Below are 12,722 nucleotides of genomic sequence, written 5' to 3'. Positions count from 1 at the left end.
TTTTTAAAAAGGGTTGCGAGAATCTATCAATAAAGTATGATGGAATAGTAGGAATAATATTTTAATGAAAGGTTGGCGTGATATGAAGCAAAGGGCAAAGCCATATGAATTACAAATTTATGAAGCACTCTTGTACCGAAAAGAACTTTCGTCTGATGAAGTGAAGAAATGCAAAGTATTACAGAAAGGCTATGAGGGCGAGCTTCTTTTTGATCGCTATGTCGAAAATCTCTCCGGCGAATATTTAATCCTCCAGGACCTCTGGTTACCTCATCGTAATAAAATTTTCCAAATAGATTATGGTTTGATTATCAACAATACTTTTTTCTTATATGAATTGAAAAATTATAAAGGTGATTTTTTTTTATGAAAAAGAGAAGCTATATCTCACATCTGGTAAAGAGATTGATGACCCGCTAATACAACTAGCAAGAGCAGACTCCTTATTACATCAGTTACTTCAAGACTTAAGCCTTCAAATTCCCATCCAGTCTAAAGTCGTCTTTGTTAACCCGCAATTCACATTACTACAAGCTCCAAGAAACCCCACTATTATACTACCAAATCAATTAAAACGATATTTCCAACAACTAAGCATTGATTCTAGCCTTGATCCGACGTGTTATCAAATAGCGGATAAATTAACACAATTAGCATTAACACAATCCCCTTACCAACAACTACCAGATTTCACATTTACCGAGTTAAACAAAGGTGTCCGCTGTCAATCATGCAGACGATTAGAAACAATGATAGTAGGTAAGACATGTCTATGCCACCACTGTGGTGCAAAAGAACAAGCTCAAAACGCCATATTGCGGAATGTGGAAGAATTGCAATTGTTATTCCCGCTATTGAAAATCACAACAGCAGTTGCTCAAGAATGGCTAGGGGTAGAATCCCGAAGAAGAATTCAATATGCTTTGAACAAGTACTTGACCAAGCAAGGAGATAAAAAGGGAAGCTATTATCAGTAAATAGGATATACAACAAATTGAAAAGGGAGTCTTCAGGATTTGTTAAATATAAGAGGATAATCAACAAAACGAGAAAGGTGACATGAGGATTTGTTGAAAATATACAGATAAACAACAAATCAAAGAAGGTAGCAAGAAGATTTGTTGATTAAACAGGGATAAACAACAAATTCATCTACGTTACCCAAAGATTTGTAATAAAAATTTATAAAAAATCCTGACTGCATTTTAAATAGTCGGGATTTTTTATTGCTAGCTAATGGACGAATAAATTCTGAACACCATCATATGTTATCTAGTACCTAGCAAATGTAAATGAAAAGTAGATAGGAGGAATACTAAATGAATGTAGAGGGTGGACTGACGAAGGCCATTCTAGTCATTACCGAGTGGATTACTAGATTGTTTTCTGCCAATATTATTTGGCTGCTTTTCAACTTACCTGTTATTTTGTTTAGTGTTAATGTAGCTTTTGCCGATAGTAGACATCAGCTTACTAGTATTATAGTTATATTGCTTCTTATTGCACCTTTTATTACGTTTCCTGCCACAGTTGCTCTGTTTACCGTAGTAAGGAGATGGACAATGGAAGATACAACCATTCCTGTATTTCAATCTTATAGAAAGTACTGGAAGGAAAATTATAAGAACAGCATAATTGCTGGATTTATTATCGAGGGTTTTTGGCTTATTTATGCAGCTGATTACTATTTTTTTACTACAAATATTAGCCCATCTTTAGCACTCGTTTTAATTATACTCGGCGTCGTATTTCTAATGATCACACTATTTTTTATGTGCTCACTTGCTCATTCCGATCTCCCTATAAAAAAATTGCTGAAAAATTCTACCATAATGGTCATCAGTCATCCGTTTCTTACTGTATCAATAGGTGTCTTTAACCTCTCAATTGTTTATATCAGCTTTATGTATGCACCATATTTGCTCATTCTTTTCCTAGGATCATCTATCGCGTTTGTCACTTTCAGTGGTTTTTATAAAATTTATAGAAAAGTGGAATTAATCAAAAATCGATCCATATAAATGAAATATAACCTAAAAAAATGGGTTGTTTTTTTATCACATTTTAGAAATCGATTTCCAAAAATTACAACATCAAAAAATGTAGCAGGTTCTTATTTTTATTAATAAAGCTGAATAACTTAGCTTTTTCCCAACAGATAACTTCTTCCCAAATGATAAATTTAAGGGCTTTTGGAAATCGTTTTATTAATTTTAAAAGGAGCGAATAAAAGATGAGTGAAGTAAACCGCGAAGAAATTTTGGAATTGTACAAAGATTTACGCGTGACAGATGTACGTGACGGGATGGATTGGGTTGGACTGCATGGCTATGGAACAGTTGACCATAGTATTCGCCCATTGTTCCGGACAAAAGTGGTAGGTATTGCAAGAACAGCACGATATTTACCTTTTGAAGGACCAGTTCCAAATGTTACAGGGGATGAATATACGAAGTGGGTGAAGTGGTATTACAGCGAGGTTTGCAATGATGAATGGGCCAATGATATCGAAAAAGGCGACTTTATTGTCATGGATGTAGCGGGTACAGATGTGGGTATTTTGGGCTCGAATAATACGTTGGATCATCTCCATAAAGGAGTGGTAGGCTACCTAACCAATGGTGGAGGTATCCGTGATACAGATGAAGTAATCATGCAGAAAATTCCGGTCTGGTCGAAGTTTGTCTCGCAAGGGATGGACCAAACGCGAATTCGCTACTATGAGAAAGATATTCCGGTTGCGATCGGAGGCGTTGCAATTTATCCAAATGATGTGGTGGTAGCAGATGGCGATGGAGTAGTGGTTGTACCGAGTAAGTACGCCAAAGAAGTAGCGAAATATGCACACCAAGAGTTAACAGGTGATAAAGCAGGACGGAAAAGATTATATGAAAAATTAGGCTGGGAGTTAGACGATACTGTTAAGTAATCTGCAATTCGTTTCCTTTCTAAACTGTAGTAGACAAAGAGGTGAAGGATGTTTGGAGAATTTAGGGTTTCGAATTTTAAATAGAGAAGCAAAGGTAAGTCCTGCAATGATCAAAAAGTTCGAGAATGTGGTGACACCACATGTCAGCGATAACATGAATAGGATGTTTTCTGGTGGATCAGAATTGAAACCGTTTTACAAGACTGGAAAGCTCCTGGGGGCAGCATTAACTGTAAAAACAAGGCCAGGAGATAATTTAATGGTGCACAAAGCAATCGACATAGCAGAACCTGGTGATGTGCTCGTTGTGGATGCTGGTGGTGATATAACCAATGCGGTTGTTGGAGAAATTATGTTGGAATTATCAAAGAAAAAAGAGATAAAAGGCTTTGTGATAAATGGCGCAATTCGAGATGCTGCCGCCTTTCTAAGTGGTGATTTCCCTGTTTATGCCAAAGGAGTAACACACAGAGGACCATACAAAGATGGGCCTGGAGAAATAAATGTCCCTGTATCGATAGATGGAATGGTGATTAATCCAGGAGATTTGGTGTTAGGAGATGAAGATGGAGTTGTTTCCATTCCACAAGCACTAACGGAAGACATCCTGGAACAAGTGAAATCACAAGAGAAAAAAGAATTAGAAACCTTTCAAGCGATAGAAAATAATTCTATAGACAGAAGTTGGATCGATGCAGCTTTAAAAAATAAAGGGTGTGAATGGAGATGACCTCCCTCAATAAATATAACTACAAAAAGCTGCAGGAATTTTGCTCCACTATTTTTGTCAACGTAGGAGTGAGGAAGGAACAAGCTGAAATTGTAGCTGCATCGCTAGTTCAAGCTGATTTGCGTGGTGTAGATTCCCATGGGGTCGTGCGAACAGCCATTTATTTAAAAAGAGTGGAACAGCAAATGATTAACCCTTCAGCAGAGATCCTTATTGAAAAGGAAAATGAATCCACTGCTTTAATAGATGGAGGCAACCACTTTGGAGCTGTAGTAGGAGATAAGGCGTTGAAGCTAGCCATGGAAAAGGCTAAAGCAAATGGTGTTGGGGTTGTTGGAGTAAAGAACTCTAATCATTTTGGAACAGGTGCTTATTATGCTTTAGAAGCTTTAAAGGAAGATTTAGTAACGATTATTATGTCGAACGCATCTCAAACCATGCCACCAACTGGAGGTGTGAGGCCTTTTATCGGGACGAATCCCTTAGCTGTTGGCATTCCATGCGGTGAATATCAGCCATTCCTTTTAGACATGGCAACAAGTGTTGTAGCAAGAGGCAAAATTATTGTGGCTGCCCAAAAAGGCGAAAGCATACCAAACGGTTGGGCGATTGACAAAAATGGTAAGCCAACAACAAATGCAGAGGAAGCGCTGGAAGGTTCAGTATTACCCTTAGGAGGACCAAAGGGTTATGGCATTTCCATGTTTATCGATATTTTATCAGGTGTATTGACAGGTGCGGGCTTTGGCAAGTATGTCAACAATATGTACGAAAATTGGGAGAAACCACAGAATGTTGGTCACTTTTTTATAACGATCGATGTTAATAAATTTATCGACATCGATGAATTTAAATATAGGATGGACTTATATATTAACGATATTAAAGCAGAGCCAAAGGCTGAAGATGTGGATGAAATCTTCATTCCTGGTGAGATTGAAAATAGAGTTTCGGAACAGAGGAAAAAGAATGGAATCATTTTGCCATTAAAAGTGGAAAAAGAATTGAAAGAAATCGGCTTGAAATATGGCGTATCGCTAAAAGATGCACGAATGCCAAACTAAGAAGAAGAAAGTGAAGGTGTGTAATAATGCTTGTTAGTGAAGAATTTCGATATGAAATGCCTACCAAGATAGAGTTTGGTACTGGTAAAGTGGATAATCTGGCAAAATTCGTGGATGAGGTAAAAGGAAATAATGTGCTTATTGTAGGCGATCCAGGGGTGTTAAATGCTGGGATTATCGAAAAAGTTGAAAATTCGTTAAAGAAGGCTAATTTCGTCTATCAGATTTTTAGCGATATTGGAACAGAAGCAACAATAGAGTCTGTAGATAAAGCTTACCGTCTTGCAAGAGAAAATCAATGTGATGTGGTGGTAGGAGTTGGGGGTGGAAGTTCACTTGATATTGCCAAAGCTGTTGGACTTTTACTTGGAAATGGGGGAGACATTCGCGATTACGTTGGTTTAGACAAAGTACCTTCACAAGCTAAACCAGTTATAGCAATTCCAACTACAGCGGGGACTGGTAGTGAAATAACGAGATTTTCCGTTTTATCAGATAAGAAGGCAAAAGCAAAATTAAGTGTCGGCAGTATGTTTAATTGCCCTACAATTGCATTGGTAGATCCGAAATTAACACTTACGTTACCACCCCATCTTACAGCTGCAACAGGAATGGATGCTTTAACACATGCATTAGAGTCTTTTGTCAATAAAGAAACACAGCCTATATCGGAAGCTTTATCAAGAGAGGCTATGAAACTTATTTCCAGAAGTTTAAGGCTAGCTGTTGTGCAAGGTGAGAATTTAAATGCTCGAAAAGACATGTTATTGGCAAGTACAATGGCGGCTATGGCATTTAACACAACTAGACTAGGTTTAGCGCATTCTTTGGCCATTCCGCTTGGGGCAAAGTTTAATATTCCACATGGCGTTGTGAATGCGATTTTGTTACCGGAAGTCATGCAATTTAACTTGATTGGTAATACGCAAAAGTTCATCGAAATTGCTAAAATCTTTGGCGAGAAAGTAGATGGACTATCTGACTTGGAGGCTGCTCAAAAAGCAGTTGATGCTGTTAGGAGACTCAATGAAGACATTGGGATAAGACACCATTTGTCTGATTTTCATGTAACGGAAGAAGACCTCGAAGAAGTAGCTAAGGAAGCGATGTTATCTGGCAACACACCTATTAACCCTGTTAAACCAACGATAGAAGATTTTAAAAATATATGTAGAGCCGTCATGAATTAAGTAAGGAGTGAAACGTGTCATGATCAATGGAGAAGAAATGCTGCAGTTTCTTGAAAATCACCAGCCTCCTTCATATGGAAATTATATTAATGGTCGGTGGATAAACAGTAACGGTGGCAAAAACTATACCATTTACAATGCCGCCAATGAGAAGCAAGCATTAGCCCATTTTCCTATATCCACTAAGGAAGACGTTAATCAAGCTGTCTCAGAAGCAAAAGATGCATTTGAAACATGGTCAGTGCTACCAGGACCTGACAGAGGAGCTATTTTGTATAAAGTTGCAGACCTGTTAGAAGAAAACCTACAGGAGCTCGCTTTCATTGTATCTGCCGAGCAAGGGAAAGTATTAAATGAATCGATCGGAGAAGTATTACGTGCTGCCAAGGAAACACGTTTTTGTGCAGGGGAAGCATTTCGAATGGAAGGAAAAACACTTCCTGCCGAAAGACCAAGTGTCTGGAATTCTACTGTGAGGAAACCTATTGGTGTCATCGCTGGTATTGCTCCTTGGAATTTCCCGATGGTTACACCAATTCGCAAAATTGCACCTGCCTTAGCTTATGGATGTACAGTTGTTTACAAGCCGGCAACAGCTACACCGTGGACATCTGCCAGAATCATGGAATTACTGACAGAAGCTGGTGTACCAGATGGCGTGGTAAATCTAGTTGTTGGCAGTGGAGCAACTGTAGGTGATTCACTAGTTGCACATCCAGATGTGAAAGGGATTAGCTTTACTGGTTCTACTGGATTAGGACAACGAATTAATCAATTAGCTTGTAAACGATTGGCGAAAACACAACTAGAATTAGGCGGTAAAAACCCTGCTGTTGTATTGGACTATGCCAATGTAGATGAGGTAGCTAGTCAAATTATCCAGGCTGCCTGTACGTGCAGCGGACAACGATGTACCTCCATCAGTAGAGTGATTGTACTAAAAGACAAAAAAGATGAGCTAGTCAGAGCATTAATCAATCAATTAGAAAAGATACAAATCGGTCCTGCCTGGGACGACAAAGCAAATATGGGGCCATTAGTAAATAAAGGACATTTAGATAGTGTACAAAATTATATAGAAATCGGTGTTAAAGAAGGTGCGAACCTTATTTATGGCGGAGAGAAATTAGAGGGGGATCAATATAGCCATGGTGCTTATATGAAGCCAACATTATTAGATCATGTAACACCTTCTATGAGAATAGCGAAGGAAGAAATTTTTGGTCCTGTTATTACCATTACAGAGGTAGACAGTACCGAAGAAGCATTATCTGCTGCAAATGATGTAGATTACGGCTTGGCTGCTTCCGTATTCAGTCGTGATCTTTCCGTGGCTCATCAATTTGCTGACAAAATCGAATCAGGCATGGTTCATATCAATCATGGAACAGCAAGTGCCGCACATTTACCATTCGGAGGTACTAAAAGTTCAGGGTTTGGTGCATTCTCTATAGGGAGTTCGAATATTGAATTTTTCACAGAATTAAAAACGGTATATGTAGAGTATTAAAACCTGTCATCATGCTTGTTAAGAAAAGGAGAGCCCTGCATGAAACCGAGAATTTATATAACAAGAAAGATCGAAGATAGTGTGTTAGAAACGTTGAAAAGGTACTGTGAAGTGTCGATGTGGGATAAGGAAGATGTCCCTGTTCCAAGAAAGTTATTAATTGAAGAGATTGGTAAGGTAGATGGCCTTTATTGTTTGCTGACTGAAACCATTGATAAAGAAGTAATAAAATCAGCACCTCATCTAAAGGTAATCAGTAATATGGCTGTTGGCTATAACAATATTGGGATTGAAGAAGCTAAGAAACACAATATTATTGTCACGAACACACCTGACATATTAACAGAAACAACCGCTGATTTAACCTTTGCTTTGTTAATGGCCACCGCCCGTCGGATTGTTGAAGCTGTCGATTATATTAAAAGCAACAGATGGATAACATGGTCACCAATGCAATTAACAGGAAGAGATGTATATGGAGCTACCTTAGGGATTATCGGAATGGGTAGGATTGGATCTGCAGTAGCCCGACGAGCAAATGGATTTAATATGAACATTCTTTACCATAATCGTAAACGGTCTCTGGAACATGAACGTGAATTAGGTGTGCAATACGTAGAATTTCAGGAATTACTGAAAACTTCAGATTTTATCTGTGTGATGGTTCCTTATAGTGAAGAGACAAAAAATCTAATTTCAGAAAGAGAATTTCTGTTAATGAAAGATAGCTGTATTTTAGTCAACACGTCGAGAGGTGGCATTGTAAACGAGGACGCTCTCTATCATGCATTAACCAACGGGGAAATTTGTGCAGCAGGTCTGGATGTTTTTGAAGAAGAGCCAATAGACAAATCAAACCGGTTTGTTTCGTTACCTAATGTGATCACTTTACCGCATATCGGGAGTGCCAGTGTAGAAACGCGTCTAAAAATGGAGAAAGTCGCCGCAGAAAATTTGTTGAACGTATTACAGAATAAGCCACCTTTGTATCGAGTGGTCTGAGATTTTTGATGGTAAGTAGTGTATCGATTTCCAAGAGAATAAAGGTTGTTTTTTCGAGGTATTGCTACATGTTTAATAAAACATTCTTAAATAAAAAGGAGCGAATAAAAGATGAGTGAAGTAAACCGAGAGGAAATTTTGGAGTTGTATAAAGATTTACGCGTGACAGATGTACGTGACGGGATGGATTGGGTTGGACTGCATGGCTATGGAACAGTTGACCATAGTATTCGCCCATTGTTCCGGACAAAAGTGGTAGGTATTGCAAGAACAGCACGATATTTACCTTTTGAAGGACCAGTTCCAAATGTTACAGGGGATGAATATACGAAGTGGGTGAAGTGGTATTACAGCGAAGTTTGTAACGATGAATGGGCCAATGATATTGAAAAAGGCGACTTTATTGTCATGGATGTAGCGGGTACAGATGTTGGTATCTTGGGCTCGAATAATACGTTGGATCATCTCCATAAAGGAGTGGTAGGCTACCTAACCAATGGTGGAGGTATTCGTGATACAGATGAAGTAATCATGCAGAAAATTCCGGTCTGGTCGAAGTTTGTCTCGCAAGGGATGGACCAAACGCGAATTCGCTACTATGAGAAAGATATTCCGGTTGCGATCGGAGGCGTTGCAATTTATCCAAATGATGTAGTTGTTGCAGATGGCGATGGGGTAGTGGTTGTACCGAGTAAGTACGCCAAAGAAGTAGCGAAATATGCACACCAAGAGTTAACAGGTGATAAAGCAGGACGGAAAAGATTATATGAAAAATTAGGTTGGGAGTTAGACGATACTGTTAAGTAATGGTTTTTTATCGTAAATTGCTTTTGAATGCGGAGGTAATAATCATGCAAAACATAGGATTTATTGGTCTAGGAGCTATGGGATTACCAATGGCGCAGAACCTATTGAAACAAGGGTTTACGCTACATGTAACACAACACAGAACTCCAAAACCCGTAGCATTACTAGAGAATCAAGGTGCAAACGTTCATTCTAGTGTGGAGGAAGTAATTCGGAACAGCGAAGTAGTTATTTCGATTTTGCCAACAGATAGAGAATTGAATGATGTATTACTTGCTGAAAATGTGGTAGCTGCATTCCAAAAGAATGCTATTTTAATAGAAATGACCTCTGGATCACCTGAAGCTATCAAAAAGCTTAACGCCGTCTATCAAGAACACGGAGTACGTGTGTTAGACGCGCCTGTCAGTGGCGGAACAATTGGGGCAGAACAAGGTGCATTAACCGTAATGGCAGGTGGTGATCAGTCAACATTGATTGAGGTAGAAGAAGTTATAGATGTCCTAGCGGAGCATGTATATTTAGTTGGTGAAGTTGGAGCGGGGAATGCGATCAAAGCGATCAATCAAATGTTGGCGGGCATTCATATGATTGCCACTTCTGAAGCTATTAGTCTAGCAAAGGAACTGGAAGTTGATATAAACATGCTGAAGGAAGTAATCGGGAATAGTTCAGGAGCATCGTGGATGTTTATGAATAAGCTTGATTCTATCATGAACGAACAATTTGAGCCCGGTTTTAAGTTGAATCTAATGAAGAAAGACGTACAGATAGCGGTAGACGAGGGGAGAATATCGGTGTTACCATTAGCATCTTTGTCATTACAATTATATAAATCAGTCCAACAAGAAAATGGTGAATTAGATTTTTCGGCAATTAGTAAAAGTATTGTTCAGATAAAGTTCTAAGTGAAACGATTCTGTATCGTGGATTAAAAAAGATTCTTTGTATGTACTAAAGAAGGAGGTGGTTGAAAGTCTACCATTCTTTTATTAAAAGTTACCTTTGTTACTAGCTATTAATGAAAAAGGGGAGGTCAAAACAATGAAAAGAAGTTTATTGTTGTTTTCAATGATAGCGCTTGCCTTTTTGTTGCTAATTGGTTGTTCAAGTAATCAAGATGCGGGAGAAACCGATGAGGGTAAATCTGATGGCTCAGAAAATGCGTCTGATGAGCAAATAGAGATAAGTTTTTCTTGGTGGGGAGATACGGGACGACATGAAAAATACAATGAAATTATTGATTTATTTGAAGAAGCGTATCCAAATATAAAAGTGGATAGACAATTTGGAGGGTGGAATGATTATTGGGATCGACTAACCACACAGGTGTCAGGTGGAAATGCTCCAGATGTTGTAAGTATGCATCAATTTTATGTATCAGACTATGCCCGTAGAGGTGCATTACATGTTTTGAATGATATGGTGGAGAACGGAGAGGTAGATTTATCTGATTTTCCTGATGCAGCTCTAGATAGTGGTAAAGTTGGTGAAGAAATTGTCATGGTAGCCAAAGGTATTACGATGCCGGGATATGTTTATAATACAGCCGTATTTGATGAATTAGGTGTTGATTATCCTGACTATGATTGGACTTGGGAAGAATTTGTCGAGAAAGCATATGAAATTAAAGACGCAATGGGTGAAGATGGTTGGGCTGTTGAGGATGGGAGTGGTGGACAGCTACAACCAAGGTTTAGATACTTTGCACGTCAAAGTGGTCAAGATGTTTTCACCGGAGATGGAAAATTAGGGTTTGATGAGAAAGTATTGACAGATTGGTGGACAATGTGGGATCAAATGAGACAGGATGGTGTCATTCCTGATGCGGCTACAAGTAATGAATATGAAGGTTTACCGTTAGAAGCAAACATGTTTGCAACGAAAAAAGTAGCATTACTTGGATTGCCGGCTAACCAAATGTACTTGTATGAAGAACAAATGGGTGAAGGTGAAATTAACATTGTACGTCATCCACAAATTGAAGGTGGACCTAATGGGGAATATATCGAAGGTGCTTATTTAAGTATTACGGAAGCTTCTCCTCATAAAGATGCAGCAGCAAAATTTGTTGATTTTTTTATAAATAATGAAGAAGCTGTCAAAATATTTAAAACAGAACAAGGACCTCCGGCAGGTACGAAAGCTTCAAACCTAGTAATAGAAGAACTTACGCCTCCTGAGCAAAGGGCAGTAGAACATATTCAAAATACGGTGGAGTTATCAGAACCAGCTTCGTATGCTCCGGAAGGTATCAATGAAGTAGAAACTCTATTCGCTGATAATGCAGAAGCCATAGCATTTGGACAAAAGTCGGTAGAGCAGGCTGTAACAGACTTTATGACTGAGGCAAAAAGCATACTGGGAGAATAAATTCCTTTTACGTGGGAAAAAGCAGGTTCAATTAAGTCAAAAAGCGAATGGACGAGAAAAAAACCTTTATTGAATCTGCTTCTTCTATATCACATGTAATAACATGGAAAGGAATTCTATAAAGGGTTGTCTACGCTGCGTCAAAAACGTGAGCTTACGTTTAGCGGGCACATACTTTTCTTATTTGCTATTAGAATTTTTACAATAAGGAGTATCCACTATGGGAAAATTCAAATTGTTTTGGAAAGACAATGGGATAGGTTATCTGTTTTTAACTCCTTGGTTAATTGGAATATTAACATTAACTGCTATACCAATGGGAGCATCTCTTTACTTTTCATTTACTAGTTATGATATGTTCAATGCGCCGACTTGGATTGGGTTTAATAATTACGTGTCGCTTTTCTCAGATCCAAAGTGGCTAGAAAGTGTAAAAGTTACCATAACCTATGTGTTTTTAGGAGTCCCTTTACAGTTGGCATTTGCCTTATTTATAGCGGTTCTGTTAAATAAAGGAATTAGTGGATTGAGGGTGTATCGAGCTGTTTACTATGTCCCATCACTATTTGGTGGCAGTGTAGCTATTGCGATTCTTTGGAGACAGATTTTTGGAGGAAACGGCTTAGTTAATAATATTTTAGATAAGTTCGGGTTTGAGGGAATAAACTGGATATCAACACCAAGCACTGCTCTTTACACCTTGATAATTTTAATGATTTGGCAATTTGGTGCCTCAATGGTGATTTTTCTAGCAGGATTGAAACAAGTGCCAATAGAACTTTATGAATCTGCGAAAATTGACGGTGCAGGTGCATTGAAGCAATTCTTTAAGATAACCTTACCTTTGATTACACCCGTTGTCTTTTTTAATTTAGTAATGGGAATTATTGGAGCATTTCAGGCCTTTACACCGGCCTATATTGTCAGTGGTGGAACAGGTGGACCACTAAATTCAACCTTGTTTTATACGTTATATCTTTACCAAAAAGGATTTACACAGTTTGCAATGGGGTATGCATCAGCTATGGCTTGGGTATTATTAATAGCTATTGCAATTGCAACTGCTATCGTCTTTGCTACATCTAAAAAGTGGGTATATTATGAGGGCTAGAGGTGA

General features: G+C 38.4%; 13 protein-coding genes. All 13 read left to right on the top strand.

From position 1 onward, the window contains the following. Positions 1-64: 64 nt before the first annotated feature. The 13 genes from ACTNEP_RS09005 to ACTNEP_RS08945 all read left to right on the top strand — a co-directional run bounded on the left by ACTNEP_RS09005 (position 65) and on the right by ACTNEP_RS08945 (position 12,716). A complete protein-coding gene (locus ACTNEP_RS09005) occupies positions 65-370 on the top strand; it encodes a nuclease-related domain-containing protein (RefSeq protein WP_441161549.1) in 306 nt (101 codons plus the stop codon). Then, positions 354-977: a nuclease-related domain-containing protein gene (locus ACTNEP_RS09000; protein WP_441161548.1), complete on the top strand. Its 624-nt coding sequence runs from the start codon at positions 354-356 to the stop codon at positions 975-977. Before ACTNEP_RS09005 ends, ACTNEP_RS09000 begins: the two co-directional genes overlap by 17 nt. 342 nt (positions 978-1,319) lie before the next feature. Further along, on the top strand, positions 1,320-2,021 hold the full coding sequence (locus tag ACTNEP_RS08995) for a YesL family protein (RefSeq protein ID WP_441161547.1): 702 nt from the start codon (positions 1,320-1,322) through the stop codon (positions 2,019-2,021). A gap of 212 nt (positions 2,022-2,233) precedes the next feature. Next, the gene (locus ACTNEP_RS08990; protein WP_441161541.1) at positions 2,234-2,929 is read left to right on the top strand and encodes an RraA family protein; all 696 of its coding nucleotides are present in this window, start codon (positions 2,234-2,236) and stop codon (positions 2,927-2,929) included. 52 nt (positions 2,930-2,981) lie between these two features. After that, on the top strand, positions 2,982-3,659 hold the full coding sequence (locus ACTNEP_RS08985) for an RraA family protein (protein WP_441161546.1): 678 nt from the start codon (positions 2,982-2,984) through the stop codon (positions 3,657-3,659). Then, on the top strand, positions 3,656-4,723 hold the full coding sequence (locus ACTNEP_RS08980) for an Ldh family oxidoreductase (RefSeq protein WP_441161545.1): 1,068 nt from the start codon (positions 3,656-3,658) through the stop codon (positions 4,721-4,723). Before ACTNEP_RS08985 ends, ACTNEP_RS08980 begins: the two co-directional genes overlap by 4 nt. Positions 4,724-4,749: 26 nt before the next feature. Beyond that, positions 4,750-5,913, top strand: coding sequence for an iron-containing alcohol dehydrogenase (locus tag ACTNEP_RS08975; protein WP_441161544.1), 1,164 nt, complete (start codon positions 4,750-4,752; stop codon positions 5,911-5,913). 19 nt (positions 5,914-5,932) lie between these two features. Continuing rightward, complete coding sequence (locus ACTNEP_RS08970) at positions 5,933-7,423, top strand: aldehyde dehydrogenase family protein (RefSeq protein WP_441161543.1); 1,491 nt, start codon at positions 5,933-5,935, stop codon at positions 7,421-7,423. Between the two features lie 39 nt (positions 7,424-7,462). Then, entirely contained in the window at positions 7,463-8,425 is a 963-nt protein-coding gene (locus tag ACTNEP_RS08965) for a 2-hydroxyacid dehydrogenase (protein ID WP_441161542.1), read from the top strand. 111 nt (positions 8,426-8,536) lie between these two features. Further along, on the top strand, positions 8,537-9,232 hold the full coding sequence (locus tag ACTNEP_RS08960) for an RraA family protein (RefSeq protein ID WP_441161541.1): 696 nt from the start codon (positions 8,537-8,539) through the stop codon (positions 9,230-9,232). Positions 9,233-9,276: 44 nt separating this feature from the next. Then, positions 9,277-10,140, top strand: a complete 864-nt coding sequence (locus tag ACTNEP_RS08955) for an NAD(P)-dependent oxidoreductase (RefSeq protein ID WP_441161540.1) — start codon at positions 9,277-9,279, stop codon at positions 10,138-10,140. Positions 10,141-10,276: 136 nt separating this feature from the next. Beyond that, on the top strand, positions 10,277-11,605 hold the full coding sequence (locus tag ACTNEP_RS08950) for an ABC transporter substrate-binding protein (RefSeq protein WP_441161539.1): 1,329 nt from the start codon (positions 10,277-10,279) through the stop codon (positions 11,603-11,605). Positions 11,606-11,825: 220 nt separating this feature from the next. Then, positions 11,826-12,716 (top strand): carbohydrate ABC transporter permease, encoded by an 891-nt coding sequence (locus tag ACTNEP_RS08945; protein ID WP_441161538.1) that lies wholly within the window; start codon positions 11,826-11,828, stop codon positions 12,714-12,716. The last annotated feature ends 6 nt before the right edge of the window (positions 12,717-12,722 follow it).

It is taken from the genome of Gracilibacillus sp. HCP3S3_G5_2 (assembly GCF_052063305.1).
Lineage (GTDB): Bacteria > Bacillota > Bacilli > Bacillales > Amphibacillaceae > Gracilibacillus.
This window is presented reverse-complemented; position numbering and strand designations above follow the sequence as displayed.

Excerpts from the sequence above, each read along its gene's own strand:
- ACTNEP_RS09005 (WP_441161549.1), top strand. The coding sequence starts at position 65 with ATGAAAGGTTGGCGTGATATGAAGCAAAGGGCAAAGCCATATGAATTA.
- ACTNEP_RS08995 (WP_441161547.1), top strand. The coding sequence starts at position 1,320 with ATGAATGTAGAGGGTGGACTGACGAAGGCCATTCTAGTCATTACCGAG.
- ACTNEP_RS08960 (WP_441161541.1), top strand. The coding sequence starts at position 8,537 with ATGAGTGAAGTAAACCGAGAGGAAATTTTGGAGTTGTATAAAGATTTA.
- ACTNEP_RS08990 (WP_441161541.1), top strand. The coding sequence starts at position 2,234 with ATGAGTGAAGTAAACCGCGAAGAAATTTTGGAATTGTACAAAGATTTA.
- ACTNEP_RS08955 (WP_441161540.1), top strand. The coding sequence starts at position 9,277 with ATGCAAAACATAGGATTTATTGGTCTAGGAGCTATGGGATTACCAATG.
- ACTNEP_RS08965 (WP_441161542.1), top strand. The coding sequence starts at position 7,463 with ATGAAACCGAGAATTTATATAACAAGAAAGATCGAAGATAGTGTGTTA.
- ACTNEP_RS08950 (WP_441161539.1), top strand. The coding sequence starts at position 10,277 with ATGAAAAGAAGTTTATTGTTGTTTTCAATGATAGCGCTTGCCTTTTTG.
- ACTNEP_RS08945 (WP_441161538.1), top strand. The coding sequence starts at position 11,826 with ATGGGAAAATTCAAATTGTTTTGGAAAGACAATGGGATAGGTTATCTG.
- ACTNEP_RS08980 (WP_441161545.1), top strand. The coding sequence starts at position 3,656 with ATGACCTCCCTCAATAAATATAACTACAAAAAGCTGCAGGAATTTTGC.
- ACTNEP_RS08975 (WP_441161544.1), top strand. The coding sequence starts at position 4,750 with ATGCTTGTTAGTGAAGAATTTCGATATGAAATGCCTACCAAGATAGAG.
- ACTNEP_RS08970 (WP_441161543.1), top strand. The coding sequence starts at position 5,933 with ATGATCAATGGAGAAGAAATGCTGCAGTTTCTTGAAAATCACCAGCCT.